Raw genomic sequence first — 24,085 nt, forward strand, 5'->3', positions numbered from 1 at the left:
AAATTTCCACCATGTACCATTCTACCTACATTTTGTTAAGTAAATTTTAAGCAAACGATAACTGTTTGTTAATTTTGTTTATTTTCTGTAAAAATAGAATATTCCTTACTACGTATTTCCTATTTTAATGTCTTGTGCATGCCTATGATGCGCCCAAAATATGGTATACAATAATATGAAACAATTAAGCTCTTGTTTACGTCTTACAAAGTGAAATCATTTTCGTTAGGAAAGGAATATGTGGTGTTGAAACTAAAACGGATAGGAAGTTCCATTTATATATTGATTCTTGTGCTAATTGCTCTCCTATTCTTTAATCTGTTTATTAAGGAATCCAATCCTTTTACAGAACGGAACATAAATCATTCTAATTCTTTACCAACTGAGCTTCATCCAATTGTGAAGGAACGGACCAAACAATTGGTTCAACAAGCAGCTGATAAAGGAATTGTCATCGTGATTACCGATGGTTTCCGAAGTGCGGACGATCAGAATCGACTGTATGAAAAGGGTCGTTCGGCGGAGGGAAGTATTGTTACGTATGCAAAAGGCGGAGAGTCCTACCACAATTTTGGGCTAGCCATTGATTTTGCGTTAAAGACCCCTTCCGGAAACGTGATTTGGGATATGGAGTATGATGGAAATAAAAATGGAAAGGCAGATTGGACCGAGGTTGTTTCATTAGCGAAAGCTTTAGGGTTTGAATGGGGCGGCGACTGGGCTAAATTTAAAGATTACCCTCATTTACAAATGAACTTTGGCTTGACTATTGCTGATTTACAGAACGGGGAAAGACCTGCTAAATCCTCGTTGACTGCGGATACCCAATAAAGCGACGTAGACAGGGTCTACCTGCACTTTTTCGGTGAATTTCCACAATAATCTCAACATAGAAAGGCGAACAGTGGCAATCACTGTTCGCCTTTATTGAACTATTTAGGAATTACTTAATCCATTCACCATTCTTATTGACTTTGTAGCCATTGATGATGGTGTTTGCTGCCATACTTCCATCGTTATATAGATAGTACCACTTCTGACCCACTTGGACCCAGCCAGTTTTCATTTCACCCGATGATGCAAGATAGTACCATTTCGCTCCATCCTTCACCCAGCCGGTTTTCATTTCACCGGATGATCCAAGATAATACCATTTTGATCCATCTTTTACCCAGCCGGTCTTCATTTCACCAGATGAAGCATGATAATACCATTTCGCTCCGTCTTTCACCCAGCCGGTTTTCATTTCACCGGATGATCCGAGATAGTACCACTTTGCACCGTCTTTTACCCAGCCGGTTTTCATTTCACCGGATGATCCAAGATAGTACCACTTTGCACCGTCTTTTACCCAGCCGGTTTTCATTTCACCTGATGACGCAAGGTAGTACCATTTCTTGCCGTCCTTCACCCAGCCGGTTTTCATTTCACCCGACGACACATCAAGGAAGTACCACTGAGTTCCAACTTTTACCCAGCCAGTTTGCATTTCACCTTTTTCATCGTAGAAGAACCATTTACCGGAAACAAGATGCCATCCAACATGTAGGTCATTTAATTGCGGCATTCCAGCGATATAACCAATGCCACCTTTTTTCAGGATGCCAATGCCCTCTTCCATTGCTTTCTCTAATGCTTGTTTATCAACTGCTGTTCCTTGGAAATTCTTAAGTTCATCCCCAGGATGTTGATAATTACTCAAAATGTAAGAAAAACCATTAAAGTTATCTAGAACACGTAAGCCTGTTGCTTCTGCTCCAACAGGTACTGAAAGCACGCGGGACAACTCTTTTGTATCGATATTATAGGCCCAAACAAAGTTATTGGTGTGCTCTGAGCCATCTTCACCGATGAATAAGGTTCTCATTTTTTCCGAATAGCTTAAGTTGTCCGGTTTAGAAACTTTATTTGGATTTGCTTTATTGCCGTATGCATCTGGTGCAGCTAAGTCCTCACCAACAACAATTGCTTTCATGGCGGAGGCAACATAGTTACTATCAATGGTATTGCCATCCTTATCTTTTTGCCCGCCTGTTAGATTCAATTCGTAGGTTCCACCTGCAAGAATTTGTGGTAAGCGAATGTCATCAACAGGGTCGACCTTATTTGTATCTTCGAGCATCCCTTTTCCGATTTCAGACATGGCCATGTAGACTTTCTTATCTTTTTCATTTACCGCTAAACCTTCCATTTTACGGAATTCAGCTGTTGCACCTTTTAGGGCTGCGTAACGGCGGGATTCTAAGAACGCCGCTGCCTTTTCCATCTCTGGCTTTACTTTTAAATATTCTACTTTTGCTCCGCTGGAATCGGTTTTAACGGCCGTAAAGCCTTCTGTTGGCTGGCTGGCAGTTTCGAAAATATCACTGAACTTTGTACCCTTGTCAATAATTGCTCTGACTTCATCGTCTGTCGCATGGCCAAGCTTGATCCATTCAAGATTACCGGCTCCGCCATTTTCTGTGCTTGTTTGTCCGAATTTTGCCGCATATAGGGTTCCTGCAGATAAGTCTTTTTCTTTGTCAGCAACATACATGAATGTAACAGTGTAGTTTCCATCATCACCAAAGAAAGCTGTCCGATTATCCGGCATTACTTGCATCATTTCATGAGAAAAACGGCCTGTACTATAATGTTTTACCACACTGGTATCACCATTTGGCTGTACCGTCACTTCAGGAATCCATCCATAGTTATATGGATTTCCTTTCGCTTCATCACCAAAGTATAGCTTAGCAAAACCTTTCACATTCGTTGAATCTTTATCAGTCCCTATTTCAGCCTCAAATTGGCGAGCATTAGGCTCATATTCTTCCGAACCTAAATGGGTTCCCCAAGGAGAGGTAGAGCCATTACATGGAATCCAAAGTCCATTTACAAGCGAAAAATCCACCTTTTTAGCTTCTTTAACCGATAATTCGCCATTCTTTTTATCTTGATTTAATGCAGTTAAGGTCATCGAAGCCGGAACCACCCCGTAAGCCGATTTCCCTGAGCTGTCAAGAGTTTGATATTCAAAATGAGATACTAGGAATAGATTCCCGCCCACATTCATTAGACTATTAGAATCTGGTGCATCAGAAATATAGTACGATTCTTGTCCAGGTACGCTTTTATCCATAATCGGATCGCCTTTAGCATCGATCGGAGTTCCTGCAGGGATTTTTACCCCTTTATTTGTCACAATTTTTTCATCAGAAAGGTATAACTGTTTATAGGTAAGTGGGAAATTCTTGGTTGCTCCGTTGCTATACGTAACATCCACGGATGCACCTGTATAGGTTTGTACCATTTCTTCGATGGTTGCTGGAGCTTTCATTGAGTTAAACTTGAAAGAATTGATCGTGATATCCTTCCCAGCCGCTGCCGCAGGTGTTACTGCAGGAATCATTAAACTAAGGGCTAATACAGCCGTCAATCGCTTTTTCATTTTTTCATTTCCTCCCCCAATTTTGATTACTTCTCTATTAAAACTCAAAAATATTAAGCTGCGGTTAATAGAATGTTTAGCGCATGTGAAGAATTGTAAACTTTACAAATAGTTTTTAAAGTGCATGTTGCTAAAGTACCCTTAGGCAAACAGTGACTGCCATTGTTTGCCATGATATACTTTAAGAGGTTTTTTTATTTGAGAGGAGCTCTATTAGTGGAATTACAAAAATCGAATACACATACGAAATCGATATATATGTTTTTGCTCGTTTCAGGGATTGTCCTTGTCGCCTTTAATTTGCGCCCTGCGATTACATCAGTAGGACCGTTAGTGGCAATGATTCAGGAAGATGTTGGATTAGCACATTGGAGCGCTGGCCTATTAATGAGTTTGCCCTTAATTGTTTTTGCCATCATGTCGCCCATTGTTCCAAAAATCGCCAATCGGTTAACAAATGAGCGGACTTTACTCGTTGGGTTGATCGCTCTTTTAATCGGGTTAGGGATTCGCTCCATCCCAATGACATTTTTTCTTTTCACTGGGACTCTTTTTATTGGAGCAGGGATATCGATTGGCAATGTTCTATTGCCAGCTGTTGTAAAGGATAAATTCCCGCAGAAATTTGGTCTCATGACAAGTGTTTATTCCACTTCAATGGGCTTAATTGCATCATTAGCATCAGGAGTAAGTGTTCCTTTAGCAACTGGTTTGAACCTTGGATGGCAGGGGGCTTTAATCGTTTGGGGAATCCCGGTCGTAATCGCGATCATGGTATGGGCTTTTCTTGTTAAATTTAAGCAAGGAAGTCAAAAAGGAATAATAAAAGTTAGTCCTGCCTCTAATCACATCTGGCGTACACCACTTGCCTGGCAAATCGCTATATTTATGGGATTTCAGTCTTTTTTATTTTATGTAACGATTTCTTGGTTACCCGAGATTTTACATAGTCGAGGAATAGATATAGGGACTGCAGGCTGGCTGCTGTCATTTACCCAACTAGTAGGATTACCCGCTAGTTTCTTCATCCCAGTCTTTGCAGGACGTTATCGTTCCCAAATATGGATTGCTTTCGTGTTAGGGTTGTTCTCGGTTATTGGTTATGGTGGATTACTATTAGGCTCGTCCTATCCGATATTAATCACAAGTATTACTTTAATTGGGATTGCATTGGGAGGAAACTTTCCACTTGCTCTAAGCTATATCGGACTCCGTGCCCGAAATGCTAATCAGGCTGCCGAGTTATCTGGAATGGCACAATCAACTGGTTATGTTCTTGCGGCAGTAGGTCCTCTGTTTATTGGATATTTGTTTGATAAAACCCATATTTGGACAGTTCCAATTATCACGCTTATCTTGATTTCTATTGTTATGATGCTATTTGGGATGCTGTCGGGCAGCAATCGGTATGTTTAATAGTTCACAGGGCGAACAGTAATTATGAACTGTTCGCCTTAGATGAAAAAACACCACCACTTTAAAAAGAGATGGTGCCCCAATTTTCTATTTTTTCTCACAACGTTTATAAGTTTGCCTCGACTTTTTAATCCATTATCTGAAAAAGAATCCTTGGAATATCGCTGTTTTCCATTCGGCCGCTAAACAAATGCCTATTCAGACCATACGCATAAACGGGAACATCCTCTCCCGTATGCCCTTTTGTTGTCCAGCCCGTACTGGAATAGTGATTGATGATGTCAATGAGTGTTTGTCTTGAGTGTTCTTCTTCCATTTCCAGCGTTGATTTGATAGTTTTTAGGTCCTCTTCATGAAGTGAAAATGGCATATGATGCGTTAAAATGTTCATATCCTTTGTATCATGCAATCTTCTAGCAATCACAGAAGGTGTGGAGGTAATCGATTTAATGACACTTGGATTCCATCTATAATTATCATTTCGATCGATGCTCATTCCCCCGGTTGAGTGATCTGCTGTCGCGATAACAATCGTATCCTCTCGATTGAAAGCGAACTGAATTGCCGTTTTAAAGGCTGCTTCAAAGTCTTTAATCTCACTCATCGCCCCTACAATATCATTATCATGCCCTGCCCAATCAATTTGGCTTCCTTCAACTAATAGAAAAAAGCCATTAGGATTTTGCTGTAAGCGCTGAATAGCCGCTTGCGTCATTTGGGAAAGGGAAGGAACAGTCGAATCGCGGTCAATTTGTTTCGGCAGCTCTACCGGTGCGAATAAGCCAAGCAGCTGCTCCTTTTTATTCGCAACCAGCTCCTGTAGGTTGCTCACATAGCCAAAACGATTTTTGACAAACTCTTCTACTAAATTTCGATCATTGCGCACGAAATAGGATGTACCCCCGCCAAGCAGCACGTCTATTTTCAGATTGCCTTCTATTCGTTCATCAAGATAGTCATCAGCGATTTGATCATATTGTTCTCGAGATTCAATATGCGATGCAAATGCCGCCAATGTTGCATGATTGATCTGACTTGTTCCTACTAAACCAGTAGACTTACCTCGAAATTTTGCATATTCCAAAACTGTCGGAACAGCTTGTTTATCAATGTTTAAACCAAGTGCTCCATTATAGGTTTTATACCCCGTCGCTAATGCCGTACCTGCTGCGGCGGAATCTGTGATATTACTTTCTCTATCTAATGAATAGGTTGATTGGGAGCCAACAAAGTATTGATCAAATATAGTAGGGGTCATGATTCCGTTTTGGGAAGCATGATTGAAGTAGCGAAGACCGGTGGTATAAGAAAATCCCATCCCATCTCCGATCAGGAAGATGACATTTTTTACTTTCTTCGCTCCACTGTATTTCAAAATAGGATGGAATGAATCCAGTTTACTATCATGTTGAAGGACGGTGGAATTTAACAAAGTTTACAACACCCTTTCTTTTTTAACGTAGCAATCAAAACTGAAACCACTTAATCACACTCCTTTTATAACATACCAAAGGAAGAATTTATTAGATGACACAATAATTTTACAAAAATTATAAAAATTTTTAATATTCATCCAACTTAGCAATTGCAGCTGTATATGGTAACATCTTTAGACTGACAACTCCCACTGCTAAAGCAGTGGGGTTCTAGGATACATCGGCAAACTTGCCTAGTACACTTCTCAACGATACCCTTATCTTTCCTTGCGGATAGAGTTTCTATCGGAGCACTGGTGCACGTTCTCCTAGAACATTAACGGACGTATTGCGTATAGCAAGACACTTCTCCAAGCAAGCCACTATGGACTCCTTGTGTGTTTGTCGTTCCGACTTCTCTTGGGCGTTATTACGACCAATCAGGTTTGTGTTTATGCGACAAACCAACGCAATGTTTTGCTTGCTGATTCTTTTAGTCTTGCAATCTCACGATTATGCATTTTGACAAAGTTATTCCATTGTTCGTTGCATCTGTGTACATCAACAAAGTTAAGAGTTTCAGTGGTATTTCCAATCAAAAAAGCACTATATAAATCACGTTGGATACGAAACTCTCCAAAATCATTCCAACGGTCCGAGAGCTGTTTCTTGGTATATTCGCCAGTGACATGATTAAATTGACTAGCTTTTGTAGCGTAGGTATCTATTTTCTTAATGGAGAGTCCTTGGTAGCCAAGTTTTCGGTCTATGATGGTTAGGAGCATGGCTGGGGCATGAATAGCGATTGATTTACCAAACCGCTTCTTGCGGTTAATCTTGCCATTCTTCTTGTTGCGGGTTGTTTTCTTTGTTCGCTTTTGAAGCGACTGAAACCTCATGGTCTCTACTCGCACATCAGAACCTAGTGCAAGAATATCATTCGCTAACTTCTCATGCGATATTTTTCGCCGGACAGCCATTTTCCGATACCATTCTTTGCGTATTTTACGAAGCTTCTTGTATCGGTTGGAGTAGTTCCATTCCAAGCGCCCTTTCTTAATCGTGCCATCTTCTTTGAAGTTGTCAGTATTAGTCGCTCGTTTCGACCTTTCCATTGCACGCTGAATACGTCTTAATTCGACTTGATCAAAATGACATTCTGGTGCAAGCTCACGAAGTTCAACGGTAGTTTCGCTGGTAAACGCGATTGTAGAGGAACCAATGTCAATACCTACACGTTTGTTTCCATCAATCGCAACTTTTCGATTACGTTTTGTTGGTGGATAACCTTCTTGAATAAGTTGTACAAAATAGCGAACTTTACAACGGATTTCACGTTTGAAGATACGCACATACTTTGTCTTATCCATTAAGGCTAGGTGAGCATATTCATCATTGGCTTTCGGTGCAATCGGCATACACAACCAATTCTTAGGGTTTGGACATTTCTTTGTTGGCTTGTCTCCCCAAAGGATATTGCCGTCTGCATATCTCAAGCCCGTTTTGTTTGATTTATTTTCAACAGAAATATTATCATCTAACTTTTTGAAGTGGACTTTTCGAGCCTTGCCAAAATGTAGTTTCTCTACTGATTGAAACGCTCTTGTCGCAAGTTTTTGTGCTTCTAAGCTGCCGATATTTCCCTTGAATTTGTGTTGAATTTGTATCACGAAATCGTGTAAACTATATTCAGAAAAGCCGTAGGTTAAACGTAACTCTGAAAGTTGATGATCACGTCCTTTGGACTTCGGTTCTTTCACCAGCCTGCGATATTCCTTATTGGCTTTTAAATATTTATGGCGTTTGAGAGCTTCACCTAGACAAGAATTGTAGACTGTACGAGCAATCTTAAATTTCTTCTCTAATCGGTGTATTTGCCAAACTGGAATGGTTAGCGGAAATTCGATAGTATAAGTTGGTGTACTCTTTCTTGCCATAGGTTTCAGCTCCTTTCTAGTAACGGCTTTTTTGATTTTCAACGTATCGCTTAATCGTACACTACACATTTCCAAGCAGCGAATACGGAATAGGAACATATATTCGCTAATACCTTAATTGTATCAATTTCTATAAATTTCTACAACCATTATACGGAAATAAAGATAGTGAAATTTTCAAATGCTTGAAGTACCACAAACCTTACGGTTTCTAGTGGTACTCCGAATTTGACCTCACTCTCATCCCATGTCTCCATGGACTTTCTCGTTCCGAAAATCTGTAACTTTTTAGAAGGGGAGATTGTGATGAATATATTGTGGGATTTCGATGGAACCTTATTCGATACCTATCCGGCACTTGTTGAAGGATTCGTGAGCTTAAGTCAAAAAGACCTCGACCGCAGCGAAGTGCTAAAATGGCTTAAAAAAGATTCCAAAACCGCCTTTAAACACTATGGTATTAGTGAGGAGAAAAGAAAAGAATACCAAAATTTACATAATCACTACTCGAAGCTGTATAGCAGGCCCTTTGATCACCTAGAGAATGCTTTAGCTGCTGCCGCTAACAATATTATTGTGACTCATCGAGATAAGGAATCCACCATTTATCACCTTGAAAAATTCCATTTAGCCACATACTTTAAAGAAATTGTATCGGTTGAAGAACAAGGGTTCACGAGAAAACCTCATCGTTCTTCTTATGAATTTGTCTTAAAAAGCCACCATATTGATTTGGTTGTGGGTGACCGCGAATTGGATCTGATTCCTGCAAGACAGTTAAAGATTAAAACTGTTGCTTTTCAAAATCCAAACATTGAAGCTGATTTCCACATTGACAGCTATGCGGACTTTATTCCGCTGGTTCTTAACCCGCTTCAGGAAACCAAGCAGAACTCCTTACATAATTAGAATTTTGAATTATACATTAAAATGGCTGCCCCTAAATTAATTGGGGCAGCCTTTTCAAGTACTGGTTATTCCGTTAAATCAATCGAATATTTTGCAAATCCCCCAATAGATGGGCCAATATATTTAATATTAGGGTACTGACTAAGGTAATTTTGTGCCTTCGGTGATGAATCAAACACCGGTACCACCGTACCTTTGAATTTTACAAACGACCAGTTTTGGTCAGCCGACGGATTGATTGTTTTATGTTCTTGAATATAGTTCGTGACAATTTGCCGATTTTCATCTGGAGCCTTTAATACAATTTCACCCTTACTTACTCCTGGGAAAGTGGTGCTTGAAGCACGGTAGTTATTGGTCGCGACGATAAACTGTTGGTCTGCAGCGACAGGCTTACCTTGATACGTGAGATTGACAATTCGACTTGCCCCTGCATTGATTACATTTCCGTTACCATCATACTTACCCGATTTGGTCACATCGATTTGATACTGTACACCATCAATCACATCAAAATTAAACGATGGGAAATCTGGATTAATTAATGGCTGCTCTCCCGTTTTAGTTGGATCCAGCTGATTGAATTGCCCTGCACTCATTTCCAGCCATTCTTTGAGCTGGGCTCCATTTACGATTTTTGCCTGAAGAGTATTTGGGTACAAATAAAGGTCCGCGACATTTTTAATCGCCAGTGTTCCCGCAGGAATATCCGTATAATAGTCAGGACCATTACGACCGCCTGCTTTAAATGGAGCTGCTGCTGAAAGAACAGGAATACCTGCATACTTACTGTAGGCTGGGTCTTTTAATTTTCCCACTAAATAATCAGTTTGTGCATTATTTACTATTTGAACAGAGGGATCATCCTGAACGAGCGCAAAATAGCTAAATATTGGCGCGGTCGTTTCTCCGACAGGTTGATTAACATATTTAATTGTTCCTTCATGCTCTGGTAAAATCGCCTTCATTAATTTCTCATCTGTTTGCACAATCGATTTACCCTCTGCATCGACAATCGGTCTTAATGTGGCCTGACTGTCAACCACACTCCACTTTCCACGCTGCTTTTTTAATTGGAGGTCAATGACTCCAAGATGACTGCCGAATGCTCCCGCCATTACTACCGGCTTCCCATTGATGGTCCCTTTCTCAAGATTCGTATTCGCTAAATCTTTATAAATAGGACCTGGGAAGGTGTTATGCTGGTGACCAGTTAAAACGGCATCAATGTCTTTTATTTGTGTTAAATAGTAAGCCGCGTTCTCCATTCCAGGCTGATAAGGCTCTCCGCCTATTCCTGTATGAGCAAGGGCCACAATGACATCAGCCCCCTTCTTTTTCATCATCGGAACATATTTCTTTGCGGACTCTACAATGGATTTCGTCTCTACTTTTCCTTCTAAATTAGCTTTATCCCATTCCATAATCTGTGGAGTTACAAAGCCAATGACCCCTACTTTGATCATTTGCGTTTTTCCACGATCATCGGTAACCTTTTTATTCAAAATGACATATGGTTCAAAATAAGGCTTATCTGTTCCGGCCTTATAGACATTCGCATTCACAACAGGCATTTTGGCATCATTAAGGGTTTCGGCTAAAAAGTCCAGCCCATAATTAAATTCATGGTTGCCCACTGTGGTGGCGTCGTAACCTAATAGATTAAAGGCGCGATATACAGGATGGACCTCGCCTTTTTTTAATCCCTTTACTTTTGCGACATAATCCCCTAGAGGATTCCCTTGAATCTCATCCCCATTATCAAACAACATCGAATTTTTCACTTCATTTCGTGCCTGTTTGATGAGGGTAGCGGTTTTCACCAAACCAACCTTGTCGTCTTGTTTTGTCTGATAATAATCATAATTCGCTAAGAAAACATGGATATCGGTCGTTTCAAGTAAGCGCAGCTGAACAGTCCCGTTTGCCTTTTTGGCATTGGCATGTAAAGGCAGGAACTGTCCAACCACGACCAGCATGGACACTAAAAAGATGGAAACTTGTTTAACCAATCAATAAACCTCCCTTTAAAATCATACAAACGAAAATAGTATTTGTATCTTTTTCCAAGAATATGACTTTATAGGGAGATATCACTGTTATTATTTTTTTAGCTGTGTTAAAAGTAAATGTTGCTATTCGATTTTACTGAACGTCCGTTCTATAATAACTAAAATTTCCGAGAGCGTGTGAGTTTTAATGATTTAAAGACTAAATATCTAGACCATTATTTGGATTGTGAAGAAATGCTCATCACATTTTAATTTAATTTTGCTAATTTCCCATATAAGTACTTTCTTCTTTCCTGAATATACATAGTGATAAACCCTAATTCCAAATCAAAATCATTGATATGTTGCTTTTTATATGGATCCTGCAATACATAAGGCCGGATTAATGTAAGTAGTTTTTCAACCTTTGGTTTCATAAATTCAACTGTAAATTGATGATTCATAATGTCTATGAGGAGACGTTGATATTGCTTTCGAAAACCATCCACAGCTAACAGCCTTGCTGTTAAGGTATTATAGCCATCGATCGGAACATAATTAGCTTCCATCAGTTTTCCGTCTACATCCCTCCCCCAGGTCGCATCGTAATCCCATGGGATGACCTCAAAGAGGCCATTTTCACCATTCCTGTAGAGTGCATAGTTATGAACGAAACCATCATAGTTTGATGTAAAAATAATTCCGGCAAGCCAGCGAAGGTATTTATCAACATCGACATATTTTAGAATTTCACGAGAAAATTCTCTTTGTGGAATCGTATTAATTTTATAAATGAATTCCTGTAAATAATGATCATCAGCCCTGGTCCCGTATTTTCTTTCATAGCCTAATTCCAGTGATTTTTTCGTTTCTTTATCCAAGTCGCTCATAAGCGAGAAGTTCGCATCACCATCAACGGCATAAAAAATACTTCCAATGGGTAGATTTCTTTTCTTCAAAAAGTTTTCATCCACTGATTCGATTTCTAAGTAAATTCCTTCGGCTTTTCCGTTCTGCGTTAAAAAAATATGGCGTGACTGCGGCGCTAACACGCCAATTTCGGAAAAGAAGTCAAAAGACAATTTATTTCGGATAAGAGATGGATCCTTAAATTCAGCATTTAAATGAATTAGATTCGCACCTTTATATTTTTTAGGTTTATAGAAAGAAATTTGATAAGACTTTTTCGAAAAATCACGAATATGAGATCCGCGATAACTTATAACAATGTCAAGCCTTTTCTCATCCAGCGTTAACTGAGCAGGGATGGGATCGTCAATCCAAATAGTCCATTCCAGTTCTCTAAGGTCAGATGGTTTGATAAATAGTTTATATTGCGGTATTTTTTCAGCCTCGTCCAATTTGTATCCCTCCGCTTTATTCGTATGAAAGAAAATTGGAGTATGACACGGTAAATCACCATTTTTTCTGTTATAATGTCAAAATTATCACAAAAGTACTTAATACCTTGAAGAATGACGCAAAACTCCTTATAAACTCAAGAGCTTAAGGTCAGGCTGCTATTGAGTAGCCTTTTTTTATGGAGCTAACGGGGCAGTTGAAGAAGAAGTTGTTTATTAACTTCGCAATTGAAAAATATTGCGACATAAGAATAATCTAATTATTTTAATTAAAAAAGGCACCCATAAGGTACCTAAGGAGAATGCATTAAAGAGAAAAAAAGAAGCGTCTTATACACGCTTCAAATGAAGTGAGGTGAGATATTATTTCTTTTTGGTCTTAATTCATCCTATAAAAAGATAATTAGTATCCTGTCATAAAGGATGCCCCAACAATTATCAATAGGATGAAAAGCACAACGATTAAAGCAAAAGGATTACGACGACGAGTTGTACGACGACGACTTGTACGATGTTCGAATTCCATAGTGTATCACCTCCTTTATTAAGACTCTTTAAATAATATGTAATGATGGTTAGATTGGAAATGGACAAGGGTTGATTTTAGTATTTTAATATTATTTTTATGTCGCAATACGAATAAAATGTGAAATAAAAGAGTGAGAGGACTTTTATAGAACCATTATGCGAATCTTGTCGTAAAAGTACCTTGTTGTCACTGCGAAACTTCATTGAATGATATCCACAGATGTTTCCGATAAAAGAATTAAAGAAGCAGATTATAAGAGAGTTTTGTAACTAGTCTCCAATTTAAAAAGGGATTATCTTGAATAAACTTTAAACATGGCTATTCAACAATCTGGCGCTTTAATGGAATTAGAACGGGAACGTCCAAATCGGACGTTCCCATATTTTATTCCTGAAAAACAACAAAACTATTTAACAAAGCCTTCATTTTAAAAAAATGAACCTGGAAGCATGACTGAGCATGATTCCAGGTTCATTGACGTGTCTGCTTCTTTTTCAGGATTTCCCCTTCAAATTAAAGCTCCTTTTGCTGCCATTGATTATCGACTAATGATTGATCATTTAAGATAAACTGGGCTAGTTCTTCCATTTGATCAGAAATAGCGCGATCACTTTCTAGCGGCGGGCAGATGGCGCGGATTTTTTCCAAATAGGCTCTTGTGGCCGGCGCTAGCTCTTTTTCTGCTTGTTCCAAGTAAATCGCCTGAGAGGCACAGATCATTTCAATCGCAATGACTCTTGCTGAATTGTGAATAATCTCTCTTGCTTGCCTGGAAGCGATTGTGCCCATGCTGACATGGTCCTCTTGGTTGGCAGAGGTCGGAATAGAGTCGACGCTTGCCGGATGGGCAAGTACTTTGTTTTCAGAAACCAGTGATGCTGCCACATATTGGGCAACCATCAAGCCGCATTCTAACCCTGGGTCAGGCGCTAAGAATGGCGACAAACCGCTTAATTGCGGGTTGACGAGCCGTTCCGTTCTTCGCTCGGAAATATTCGCCCACTCTGCTGCCGCAACCTTCAAAAAGTCCATCGATAACGCAATCGGCTGGCCGTGGAAGTGTCCTCCTGAAAGAATTTCACCGTTTTCGAGAACAACTGGATTATCCGTTGTCGAGTTTATTTCGACACTTAAACGTTCATTCACATAATTAAACGCCTGCCACGATGCCCCGTGGACTTGGGGAATACAGCGGATGGAGTAGGCATCCTGGATGCGGATTTCTCCTTGCCGGGTAATCCGTTTGCTGCCCTCCAGCCATTTCCTCATGCGCGATGCAACAAATTCAAGCTCCGGATGGGGCCTGACAGCTAATAATTCACTGTCAAATGCAGAGATTACTCCGTTTAGTGCCTCCATTGTTAAGCTTGCTGCCATATCTGCCGCTAAACCAACACGTTCCGCCTCGTTAAGTGCAATCGTACCAACAGCCGACATCGCTTGTGTTCCATTGATGAGGGCTAGACCTTCCTTCGTTTCTAAGGAAACTGGTTGTAGCCCTGCACGTTTTAGCGCTTCAGCACCTGATAGGATTTCTCCTTTATATTCCGCTTTCCCCTCACCGACTAAGACGATGGCAATATGGGAAAGCGGTGCTAAATCGCCGCTTGCCCCGACCGATCCCTTACAAGGAACAACCGGATGAACTCCGCTGTTAATCAAATCAATTAGTAGCTGTAAGGTTTCTTCTCTAATCCCAGAGAACCCTCTCGCAAGTGAGTTGGCTCTTAATGTCATCATTGCTCTTACCACTGGAATGGGAAGAGGTTCGCCAACACCGACAGCATCAGCTCGCAATAAATTCAGCTGTAATTTGGCATTATCTGCGCGGTCAATCTCGATATCACTCAGTTTACCAAACCCTGTATTGACACCATAAACTACTTTTCCATCATTGATTTGCTTTTCAACCCGTTCGCGGCTTGCTCGCACACGCTTCCAGTTTTGCTCTGGTATCCCAACTTGTGCCTCTCCATCCGCAACACTTTGTACTTTGTAGCGGTCCAATGTAACCCCGTCTAAGTCTACCAATTTTAATTCGACTAATTCTTTGCTGCTCATTGTGTCCAACTCCTATTTAAATACTAAGGCTGTGTTAAAAGTGAATGTTGATTTCCGTTCCAGGCGCTTCGCTTTCCGCGGGGCGGGCGGTGAGCCTCCTCGGCGCTAAAGCGCCTGCGGGGTCTCACCTGTCCCGCTACTCCCGCAGGAGTCTCGCGCCTTCCACTCCAATCAACATTGTGTTCAAAATCAACAATGTGCTTTAACACAGCCAAATACTAAGGCTGAATATTCCGTCTTTTATCATTATAATCTAGTTCGCGTAATCACCAATAGAAATAGTGAATTTAATAGAGTAATAGTGATTCACATTAAATTTTGTGAGGGCCGCTTTATTCCCATTACTCCATCAGGCATTTTTATGGTTGGCATACCACTGCTCAATCAGTGCCGCGGTCAATCTGCCCGTGTTAATGAGATTTTCTACACTGATACACTCTCGGAATGAATGGATATTTTGGAATCCTAACCCAAGGGTCAGACAGGTTAATCCATGTTCATTCAATACGTTTGTATCGGCACCGCCCAAGGTTTCGGTTAAATACGGTTTCACCTTAATAGTGTTGGCCGCTTCAATAGCAGTTTTTACTAAAATATCGTCCTTAGCAATATCAAAGCCAAGATATTTTTTCTCAACTCTTACCTCAACTTTTCCGCCATTTTTCTCTACTGCCTGCTCCATGACTTCTTCCATATGCTTCAACTGTAAGTCTAACTTTTCTTTAGAAAAACTGCGCACTTCCCCGGCAATGGTGACACTTCCAGGAATGATCGACGTTAGCTCTCCACCCTTTATGATGCCGATATTAGCAAGCGTTTCTTCATCAATTGCCCCTAGCCTCATCTTTGATAATCCTTCAGCAGCAAGGAGAATAGCACTATTTCCTTCTTCTGCATTTAGCGCAATGTGAGCGGCATTCCCTTCCACTTCCATCCAGATGCGGCTGCTGTATGGTCCTTTAAGAATAATTTGACCAACATCTCCGCTGCTATCAAAAATATAGCCAGTTTTACTTTTTGCCTTGCTGTAATCCATATAGGCAGCGCCGACAAGACCTGGCTGTTCATTGACAGTCAGGATTAATTCGATCGGACCATGCGGAACACCGCTTTCAATGATTGCCCGAATGGCTTCCAAATAAGCAGCTAAGGCAGCACGGTCATCCGCACCCAAAATGGTCGTTCCATCTGAATAAATCACGCCGTCCTTAATAACAGGCTTCAGCCCTTCTGTCGGCAATACCGTATCCATATGTGTTGAGAAAAATAACGGCGGGACCTGAGGATCTGTTCCCTCACGCCAGGCAATTAGGTTGCCAACTTCACCGTTGAAATTTTTATGTGCCTCATCAAATTCCAATGTAAAGCCAAGCTCTGGCAGTACTTTTTTCAAATAATCCGCCACAAGGCTTTCTTTCCCGCTTGGTGCATTTAATTTTGCCAGTTCAAGAAATAACGCTTGTAACCGTTCCGCATTTACATAGTCTGCTGCACTTGATACTTGATTGGTTTTCAAGTTTAATCCCTCCTGCACTTCTATTTTTCTAGCGATTCACAACTACCTTGCCATTTTTAATCACTGTTTCCACAATGTTGGTTCCAAGCTCATAGGCAATATGCTTATAAGTAGGGACATCCCAAATTTGCAAGTCAGCTAGTTTCCCTTCTTGTATGACTCCCCGATCATCAAGGTCAAGCGCCCTCGCCCCACCATATGTAGCCGCCTTAATCGCTTCTTCAACGGAGAACTGATAAAGTTTGCAAGCAAGAGCAATGACAAATTGCATCGATTGGGTATAACTGGCCGGGCACAGATCCGTTGCCAAGGCGATATTCATGCCTAAATCAAGCATTTTTCGTGCCTCAAATGGGCGTTTATGACTCACTGCAAAATCTAGAGAAGGCATTAACACTCCTGTTACTTTTGCTTCTGCAAGCTTTTCCATCACTTCTACTGGTGTATAGTTTAAATGATCGACTGACACCATTTTCATCTCCGCTGCAAGATCGGTACCGCCAATATAGGAATAGGCATCTGCATGAATTTTTGGCTTCATTCCATACTGCAAACCAGCTTTTAGAATTAATTCCGATTCTTCCGCGGTAAAATAACCCTCATCACACCAAACATCACAAAATTCCGCCAATCCCCGTTCTCCTACTTGCGGGATCATTTCATTGATAATCACATCAAGATATTCAGCCTTTGTTACATTTTCCGGGAATCCATGGGCACCTAAAAACGTATTGAATACATCAAGCGGTGTTTCTTCATGTAATCTTCTGCTTACTTCTAAAATTTTGATTTCACTTTCAGTTGTTAAGCCATAACCGCTTTTGCTTTCGACAGTGGTAATCCCATGGGTCAGCATGGTCATGAGGCGTTTCTTTGATTGCTCCAATAACTCTTCTTCAGGTCGATTTCTTGTTAATTCAACCGTCCGGTTTGGACCCGTGGTAATGCCCAGTTTTTTTAATGATTCGGGATTATTTTTTCCAGTCAGCTTTGCCGAGTATTCCTCGACCCTTGTGCCATAAAAAACTAAATGGGTGTGGGAGTCGACAAAACCTGGGGCAACGACTTTTCCGGAAGCATCGATGGCAGCGATTTCCTCGGAGTTAAATCTCATTGCGATCTCCTCATTGGAACCTACACCAACAATCCTTCCATCCTTTATCGCAATGGCTGCGTTTGACAGCAGCCCAATTTCCTCCATACTATCCCCTGTGCAAGTGATTACTTCTGCCGCATTACGAATGATTAAATCAGGTTTTATGCTTCGATTATTTTCAAACATTGGTGTGTGCCCTCCCCTGAGTTGAAATTTTTAGGCTTTTTCCCATCCCTTATTTTTCTTATTGATGAAACTCTTTGATATCAATCTTACATTCTTGTAAAGGAATGACTTTTGTTTTCTTTATAAATTTATACCCTAGCCAAAATACAAGAAAAACTGGTATTCCTAGATAGGCAGCGAATACACCTTCCCAATCGATATTTCCTGATGTGAAGCCTTGATAATCCTGTGCTAGTAAAATCACAAAACAAATAACAAAAGCAAAGATGGGTCCAAAGGGATACCATTTTGCGCGATATGGAAGATCGTTTATCGAGTTGCCTTGTGCAACGTAAGCTTTTCGGAAGCGGTAATGACTTAAGGCAATGCCCAGCCAGAAAATAAAAGTGGTCACTCCAACAGAGTTCATCAACCAAAGATAAATCTTACCATCACCAACAAACGAGGCTAAGAAGGCCAGCATGCCGATCAAAGTGGTTGCAACTAGGGCTGCTACCGGAACACCACTTTTAGTAACCTTTGTAAAGATACGCGGTGCTTGTCCGTCTTTCGCCATTGCATACATAATTCGACTTGTTACATAGAGGCAGCTGTTCCCAGCAGATAGTACAGCTGTTAGAATGACGGCATTCATAACGGAAGCAGCTAAAGCAAAGCCAGCTCGTTTAAAAACTATTGTAAAGGGGCTGGTTAAAACAGATGAGCTCTGAAGGCTTTCATTTGTATATGGAACAAGAAACGAAATGACGAGTATTGCTAAAACATAGAATAGAAGAATGCGCCAAAAAACACTGCGAATCGCACGAGGTATATTCTTGACTGGATTCTCCGTTTCACCTGCTGCGACACCAATACATTCAGTTCCTGAGAAAGAGAAACCGGCAACGAGAAAAATCCCTAATGTACCGAGAAATCCGCCAACAAATGGAGCATCGCCAACAGTGAAATTCTTAAATCCAACGGGATGGCTGCCGTTCATAACTCCAAAAATCATCAAGATTCCAACAACGATGAAGATAATAATGGTGGCGACTTTAATAAACGAAAACCAGTACTCTCCTTCTCCAAATCCCTTAACAGATAAAATATTTAAGAGGAAAAGCATAGCTAAAAATAATCCACTCCATAACAGTGACGGGCTATCTGGAAACCAATATTTCATCAACAGTACAGAGGCTGATAATTCGGCAGCAAGTGTCATCGCCCATGACAGCCAGTAGTTCCAGCCAAATGCAAAGCCCAAAGCAGGATCAATAAAACGGGTGGCATACGTACTAATGGAGCCGCTTGTCGGCATAAATGTTGCCAGTTCCCCAAGCCCTGTCATCACAAAATACACCATGATGCCAATAATACTGTAGGCAACTAAAACGCCCCCCGGTCCTGCCGCGTGGATCGCCGGTCCGGTTCCAAGAAAAACACCGGTTCCGATTGTCCCACCCAAGGCAATCATCGAGATATGGCGTGTTTTTAATTTTTTTTGTAGATTACCAGATGGTTCACTTTGTTTAATATCAGTAGATACTTGTAACTGTGGATTTTCCAAACGAATGCCCCCTTAAATTCTAATAGAACAATTATTGATTGATTTAAAGCAGGACCTTTATAAGGGATACGATTTATTCAAGGTATCTTTCATAAGGTATTAGTGGAATCACTGGTAATATACAAAAAGGAATGGCAGAGATCCGATTAAAGGATCTCTACCTTTTTTTATTTGACAAGATTAAGCCTTCACATCTTCCTTTTCTAAATCTTTCGGACCAAATGTTGCTTTAGGTGACCACCATAACGGAACCTTGATGCTTTCGCTTGTAAGCTTTCCTTTCCCATTGGCAACGTCTCGTGCCGTTTCATAGCCTGCTTGAGCATGGCGGATAACACCAATTCCAGAGTCAACTGTCATGGCCACTTCAAGCCTCATATCTGACTCGGCAGTCCCATCGGCTACCATAGTAACCCCAGTATGAACGGCTTCACCCATTGAATAGTTAGCTTGCAGGGCAATCAAATCACACATACCAACAGCATTTAAAAGACCATTTAATACCGGCCAGTCAGAGATGAGGTCCCCGCCATCTTTCATATTTTCAGATTCAAATGTCGGATTCACGATGGAACCGGAGTCAAGGTTATCCCGGGAGAAAGCAACTGGACCAGCAAGCTCACCCCGTCTGATCATATCGTTAACTTCTAAGGCAAACGCTTTACGCTGGCCAAAGCCCATATAACAAATACGCGCTGGCAATGCTTCAATTGGAATATGCTCTTTAGCAAGCTTGATCCACCGGGTAACAAGCAGGTCATCACTAAATTTTTCTAAGATCATATCATCAATTTTTCTTAAATCCTCTGCTTCCCCGGATAGACATACCCAGCGGAAAGGTCCACGGCCTTCACAGAAGAGCGGGCGAATGTATTCTGCAACGAAGCCTGGGAGGCGCTTTGCTTCTCCAGCAGGCATTCCTGCATCAATACACTCTTTACGAATACTCGTGCCGTACTCAAACGATTTTACCCCAAGGTCTAGAAACTTAATGAGTGCTCTTAGTTCACGAATCATGGTTCCACGTGCTTTTTCTAAGTAAAGTTCTCTATTTGTTTCGCGCAGCTCCTCTGCTTCTTCAACTGAATATCCTGCTGGCAAATAAGAAATTGGGTCATGTGCCGGTGTCATCGAGGTTGTAATATCCGGAAGGAATCCTTTTTGCAGCACTTCTTCAAAAATATCAGCCGCATTCCCGACAACGGCAATCCCTAATGGCTTTCCAGCAGCCGCATATTCTTTCGCCAATACAATCGCTTCATCTAATGAATCTACTAAAACATCAATAAATTGCTTCTCAATACGGCGCTTAATAATTTCCACATTCGAGTCACAAAGAATCGCTACACCACCGTGCATGGTCATCGCTCTTGTCTGGTTACCGCCCATACCGCCGGCACCGGCTGTTAAGAGAATTTTTCCAACAAGTGAATCATCATAATGTAAGCGGGCAATCGCAGACAGTGTTTCAAATGTTCCTTGGATTACACCTTGCGTTCCAATATATTCCCACGGTGCCGCTGTATAATTAGCATACATCGTTAAGTTCTTATCCTGCAGCTCATAAAATGTTGGCCAGTCCGCTTTCATAATATTTGTTGTGGCCATAACAACCGTTGGTGCATATTTATGTGTTTTGAAAACGGCAACAGGCATACCAGACTGAACAACTAGTGTTTCATCATCTTCCAATTCTTTTAACGATTTCACTATCGCATGGTAGGACTCCCAGTTACGAGCCGCTTTCCCAATCCCACCATAAATGATTAGTTCTTCTGGCTTCTCAGCATTTTCCATATTATTCTCAAGCATCCTCAAGATTGACTCTTGTCTCCAGCCCTTACAACGCAATTCAGGGCCTCTTTGTGCTTTGACGGAATATAAGATCTCTGGTTTTGACATTAATAGTTCCTCCTGTAATGAAAAGTAATATTGGTGTTTTCATTTTTATATATTGCAAGTACCGTGCCAAGTTGGTTGAATTATATGAATATTTTCATTCCTCTCTTAAAATTCGCATGATGAATGCACTTTTCGACTTCCTATCATCCATCTTGTAAAAGTATTTTGATAAACTATCAGAAAATAACCGCAGATGTTTTTTGCACCCTTTTTCCTGTCCTTGAAGCAATCATTACAATAGCATTGTAAACGGTTTCAAACTCTTACTGCAGATAAAATCTGCATGCAAATTCGTCCCTTCATTTACTGTGCACTTATCTATTTATAAAGAGAAACAGCCAAGATTTTTTAAGAAAACCTTGGCTGTTTGCTCTACCCGAGATAGGCTTTTTTCACCACATCCTGTTCACGCAGGTTTTTTGCTGTATCATGAAAATGAATTTCCCCATTCTCTAAAACATATCCTCGATCCGCTACTGATAAGGCCATCGTCGCATTCTGTTCAATTAACAGAATGGTTAATCCCTCTTGTTTAATCCGATTAATCGTTGAAAAAATACTTTTAACAACAATTGGTGCTAAACCCATCGACGGCTCGTCAAGAATCAGCAGCTTTGGCTTTGCCATCAGGGCCCGTCCAACGGCCAGCATCTGCTGTTCTCCGCCACTCAATGTACCGGCCATCTGAGAGCGCCGTTCAGCTAAACGTGGAAATAAAGCAAAAATTTTCTCGATTTCCTGCTGTAATTCCTTTTTCGATGTCTTTCTGGCATACGCTCCCATAATTAAATTATTTACGACCGATAATTTCGGAAAAATCCTTCTTCCCTCCGGAACCATGACAATACCTTCTTTAACAACCTTATGGGCGGCAAGCCCATTAATCTCTTTTCCTTGATAAAGGATCGACCCTTTAGAAGGGATTGTTCCGGAAATAGCATTTACCGTTGTCGTTTTCCCTGCACCGTTTGCCCCAATTAAAGCAACAGCCTCGCCTTCCTGAACTTCCAGTGACAGATTCCGGACCGCATGAATGCTTCCGTAAGAAACGTTAAGATTATTAATTTGCAGCATATTCGTTCACCTCTTCTGTGTTTTCTTTTCCGATATATGCTTCGATCACGGCAGGGTTTGCAATAATCTTCTCCGGTTCATCATCAGCAATTTTCTCTCCGTGGTCGAATACGGCAATTCGGTCACAGAGCCCCATCACCCAGCCAACATTATGCTCGATTAAAATAACAGTCGTTCCATTCTTTCTGATCTTCCGGATCAGTTCGCCAATTTCCTCCGTCTCATCCGCATTCATTCCCGCTGTCGGTTCATCGAGTAAAAGAAGCTTCGGCTTGGCTACCAGTGCTCTGGCTATTTCCACTCGGCGCTGATTTCCATAGGATAAGCTGCCAGCCAGTTCATCTTCCAAGCCAGTGAGTCCAACAAGTTCTACTATTTTTCGGCTTTCTTCCTTCACCAGTTCCTCTTCTTTTTTAGCAGACCTCAGCCCCAAAATAGCGGACCAAAGTCCAGTATGTGTCTTGCCAAACATCCCAACCATTACATTTTCAAGAACCGATTCATCCTTAAGTAAACGGATATTCTGGAAGGTCCGGGAAATCCCCAATTTAGCAATGCGAAACGGCTTTACTCCCTGCACCTGTTGCTGTTCAAAAACAATAGTTCCTTCATTGGGCTTATAAATCCCTGTTAACATATTGAAGAATGTCGTCTTCCCCGCCCCATTTGGGCCGATTAACCCAAAAATTTCTCCCTCATTTACTTGAAGACTGACCTGGTTAACCGCGACTAACCCGCCAAATCGTTTGCTAATTCCCTCGATTTTAAGCAATATGTTCACCACCCTTGACAGCCTTCTTCTTGTGCAATGGCTTCGTTATTACTTTCTTTGCTCCCTTTTTACCAAATATCCCATTTGGACGGTAGCGCATCATCAGGACCATTAGCAAGCCATAAATCATCATTTTATACATATCAAGATAATTCATATCAATAAACGTAAATTGAAATAAACGGAAAAATTCAGGTAATAAATAAAGCACACTTACGCCAAATAGCGTACCGCGGATGCTGCCCAAGCCACCAATTACGACCATGCTCAAGAGTGTAGCCGAAACCGCGAAGCCAAATGAGTCCGAACTGATAAATGAAACCTTATGTGCAAACAAGGCACCTGCTGCGCCCGCATAAGCACCGCCGATGGCAAAAACCAGCACCTTATAATAAGTTGTATTAATTCCCATTGATTGTGCGACAATATCATCCTCCCTAATAACCATCCAGGCACGCCCGATACGGGATTGCGTCATTTTTCTTACGGCATAAATGCCAATCAGCATGACGATGAGCAGGAAGATTAAATAACTCAGATTCTCGAGCTTCATGCCGAACAAGGATGGAGTGGGAATCGAATCAATTCCATAAGCGCCGCCGGTAAGCGATGAATTTTTAAAAAAAGACTGGATGATTAGTCCCATCCCTAAAGTGGTAATAGCTAAAAAATCTTCGCGCACCCTAAGACTCGGCAACCCCAGAATTGCACTAATAACAAAGGTAATAACAATTGCCAGCGTAATTGCGACCCAGGGATTTAAATCAGCCTTAACAGATAAAATGGCCGATGAATACGCACCGATTCCAAAGAAGGCAGCATGACCGAGCGATACCTGACCAGCATAGCCTGTGATTAAATTTAAGCCTAAACCAAGTAAAATATAGATAATTAAAAAGACAACAATATCAACGTAATATGGATTAAATAACGCCTCCAACACG

Annotated in this window: 16 protein-coding genes and 1 pseudogene; 3 read left to right on the plus strand and 14 right to left on the minus strand. The window is 41.0% G+C overall.

Annotation, left to right across the window (positions count from 1 at the left end):
* Positions 1 to 210 precede the first annotated feature (210 nt).
* Entirely contained in the window at positions 211 to 831 is a 621-nt protein-coding gene (locus tag ACIQCO_RS08295) for a M15 family metallopeptidase (protein ID WP_400427367.1), read from the plus strand.
* Positions 832 to 943: 112 nt separating this feature from the next.
* Here the strand turns inward: ACIQCO_RS08295 and ACIQCO_RS08300 are convergent, their stop codons facing one another.
* Positions 944 to 3,430, minus strand: a complete 2,487-nt coding sequence (locus ACIQCO_RS08300) for an alkaline phosphatase PhoX (RefSeq protein ID WP_400427368.1) — start codon at positions 3,428 to 3,430, stop codon at positions 944 to 946.
* A 216-nt stretch (positions 3,431 to 3,646) separates the two neighbouring features.
* Here ACIQCO_RS08300 and ACIQCO_RS08305 point away from each other — a divergent pair, with 216 nt between their 5' ends.
* Positions 3,647 to 4,846, plus strand: coding sequence for a CynX/NimT family MFS transporter (locus tag ACIQCO_RS08305; RefSeq protein ID WP_400427369.1), 1,200 nt, complete (start codon positions 3,647 to 3,649; stop codon positions 4,844 to 4,846).
* A 127-nt stretch (positions 4,847 to 4,973) separates the two neighbouring features.
* Here the strand turns inward: ACIQCO_RS08305 and ACIQCO_RS08310 are convergent, their stop codons facing one another.
* Together ACIQCO_RS08310 and ACIQCO_RS08315 are read right to left on the minus strand one after the other, a co-directional pair.
* Entirely contained in the window at positions 4,974 to 6,278 is a 1,305-nt protein-coding gene (locus ACIQCO_RS08310) for an alkaline phosphatase (RefSeq protein WP_400427370.1), read from the minus strand.
* A gap of 435 nt (positions 6,279 to 6,713) precedes the next feature.
* On the minus strand, positions 6,714 to 8,198 hold the full coding sequence (locus tag ACIQCO_RS08315) for an RNA-guided endonuclease TnpB family protein (protein ID WP_400427371.1): 1,485 nt from the start codon (positions 8,196 to 8,198) through the stop codon (positions 6,714 to 6,716).
* Between the two features lie 306 nt (positions 8,199 to 8,504).
* Here ACIQCO_RS08315 and ACIQCO_RS08320 point away from each other — a divergent pair, with 306 nt between their 5' ends.
* Positions 8,505 to 9,107 (plus strand): HAD hydrolase-like protein, encoded by a 603-nt coding sequence (locus ACIQCO_RS08320; protein WP_400427373.1) that lies wholly within the window; start codon positions 8,505 to 8,507, stop codon positions 9,105 to 9,107.
* Between the two features lie 68 nt (positions 9,108 to 9,175).
* Here ACIQCO_RS08320 and ACIQCO_RS08325 read toward each other — a convergent pair.
* The 11 genes and pseudogenes from ACIQCO_RS08325 to ACIQCO_RS08375 all read right to left on the minus strand — a co-directional run.
* A pseudogene (locus ACIQCO_RS08325) lies at positions 9,176 to 11,086 on the minus strand (bifunctional 2',3'-cyclic-nucleotide 2'-phosphodiesterase/3'-nucleotidase); the annotation flags it as partial.
* 281 nt (positions 11,087 to 11,367) lie between these two features.
* On the minus strand, positions 11,368 to 12,459 hold the full coding sequence (locus tag ACIQCO_RS08330; protein ID WP_400427375.1) for a CotH kinase family protein: 1,092 nt from the start codon (positions 12,457 to 12,459) through the stop codon (positions 11,368 to 11,370).
* A 403-nt stretch (positions 12,460 to 12,862) separates the two neighbouring features.
* Positions 12,863 to 12,985, minus strand: coding sequence for a YjcZ family sporulation protein (locus ACIQCO_RS08335; RefSeq protein ID WP_400427377.1), 123 nt, complete (start codon positions 12,983 to 12,985; stop codon positions 12,863 to 12,865).
* A 516-nt stretch (positions 12,986 to 13,501) separates the two neighbouring features.
* A complete protein-coding gene (gene hutH / locus ACIQCO_RS08340) occupies positions 13,502 to 15,049 on the minus strand; it encodes a histidine ammonia-lyase (protein WP_400427379.1) in 1,548 nt (515 codons plus the stop codon).
* A gap of 349 nt (positions 15,050 to 15,398) precedes the next feature.
* Positions 15,399 to 16,565 (minus strand): M20/M25/M40 family metallo-hydrolase, encoded by a 1,167-nt coding sequence (locus ACIQCO_RS08345; RefSeq protein WP_400427381.1) that lies wholly within the window; start codon positions 16,563 to 16,565, stop codon positions 15,399 to 15,401.
* 28 nt (positions 16,566 to 16,593) lie between these two features.
* The gene (hutI, locus tag ACIQCO_RS08350) at positions 16,594 to 17,847 is read right to left on the minus strand and encodes an imidazolonepropionase (protein ID WP_400427383.1); all 1,254 of its coding nucleotides are present in this window, start codon (positions 17,845 to 17,847) and stop codon (positions 16,594 to 16,596) included.
* A gap of 58 nt (positions 17,848 to 17,905) precedes the next feature.
* Positions 17,906 to 19,300 carry an amino acid permease gene (locus tag ACIQCO_RS08355; protein WP_400427449.1) on the minus strand — a complete coding sequence of 465 codons (1,395 nt, stop codon included), beginning with the start codon at positions 19,298 to 19,300 and terminating at the stop codon, positions 17,906 to 17,908.
* A 273-nt stretch (positions 19,301 to 19,573) separates the two neighbouring features.
* The gene (hutU, locus tag ACIQCO_RS08360) at positions 19,574 to 21,295 is read right to left on the minus strand and encodes a urocanate hydratase (RefSeq protein ID WP_400427384.1); all 1,722 of its coding nucleotides are present in this window, start codon (positions 21,293 to 21,295) and stop codon (positions 19,574 to 19,576) included.
* A 372-nt stretch (positions 21,296 to 21,667) separates the two neighbouring features.
* The gene (locus tag ACIQCO_RS08365; protein WP_400427386.1) at positions 21,668 to 22,369 is read right to left on the minus strand and encodes an ABC transporter ATP-binding protein; all 702 of its coding nucleotides are present in this window, start codon (positions 22,367 to 22,369) and stop codon (positions 21,668 to 21,670) included.
* Positions 22,356 to 23,141, minus strand: a complete 786-nt coding sequence (locus ACIQCO_RS08370; protein ID WP_400427388.1) for an ABC transporter ATP-binding protein — start codon at positions 23,139 to 23,141, stop codon at positions 22,356 to 22,358. The genes ACIQCO_RS08365 and ACIQCO_RS08370 overlap by 14 nt, the downstream gene beginning before the upstream one ends.
* Positions 23,134 to 24,084, minus strand: a complete 951-nt coding sequence (locus tag ACIQCO_RS08375) for a branched-chain amino acid ABC transporter permease (protein WP_400427451.1) — start codon at positions 24,082 to 24,084, stop codon at positions 23,134 to 23,136. Before ACIQCO_RS08375 ends, ACIQCO_RS08370 begins: the two co-directional genes overlap by 8 nt.
* Position 24,085 lies beyond the last annotated feature (1 nt).

The organism is Neobacillus sp. NPDC093127 (genome assembly GCF_044754175.1).
GTDB lineage: Bacteria > Bacillota > Bacilli > Bacillales > Cytobacillaceae > Neobacillus.

Bases quoted from the DNA above. Each gene is read 5' to 3' on its own strand.
- ACIQCO_RS08300 (WP_400427368.1), bottom strand. From the start codon at position 3,430: ATGAAAAAGCGATTGACGGCTGTATTAGCCCTTAGTTTAATGATTCCT.
- ACIQCO_RS08315 (WP_400427371.1), bottom strand. From the start codon at position 8,198: ATGGCAAGAAAGAGTACACCAACTTATACTATCGAATTTCCGCTAACC.
- ACIQCO_RS08320 (WP_400427373.1), top strand. From the start codon at position 8,505: ATGAATATATTGTGGGATTTCGATGGAACCTTATTCGATACCTATCCG.
- ACIQCO_RS08335 (WP_400427377.1), bottom strand. From the start codon at position 12,985: ATGGAATTCGAACATCGTACAAGTCGTCGTCGTACAACTCGTCGTCGT.
- hutH (WP_400427379.1), bottom strand. From the start codon at position 15,049: ATGAGCAGCAAAGAATTAGTCGAATTAAAATTGGTAGACTTAGACGGG.
- hutI (WP_400427383.1), bottom strand. From the start codon at position 17,847: ATGTTTGAAAATAATCGAAGCATAAAACCTGATTTAATCATTCGTAAT.
- ACIQCO_RS08355 (WP_400427449.1), bottom strand. From the start codon at position 19,300: ATGATTGCCTTGGGTGGGACAATCGGAACCGGTGTTTTTCTTGGAACC.
- hutU (WP_400427384.1), bottom strand. From the start codon at position 21,295: ATGTCAAAACCAGAGATCTTATATTCCGTCAAAGCACAAAGAGGCCCT.
- ACIQCO_RS08365 (WP_400427386.1), bottom strand. From the start codon at position 22,369: ATGCTGCAAATTAATAATCTTAACGTTTCTTACGGAAGCATTCATGCG.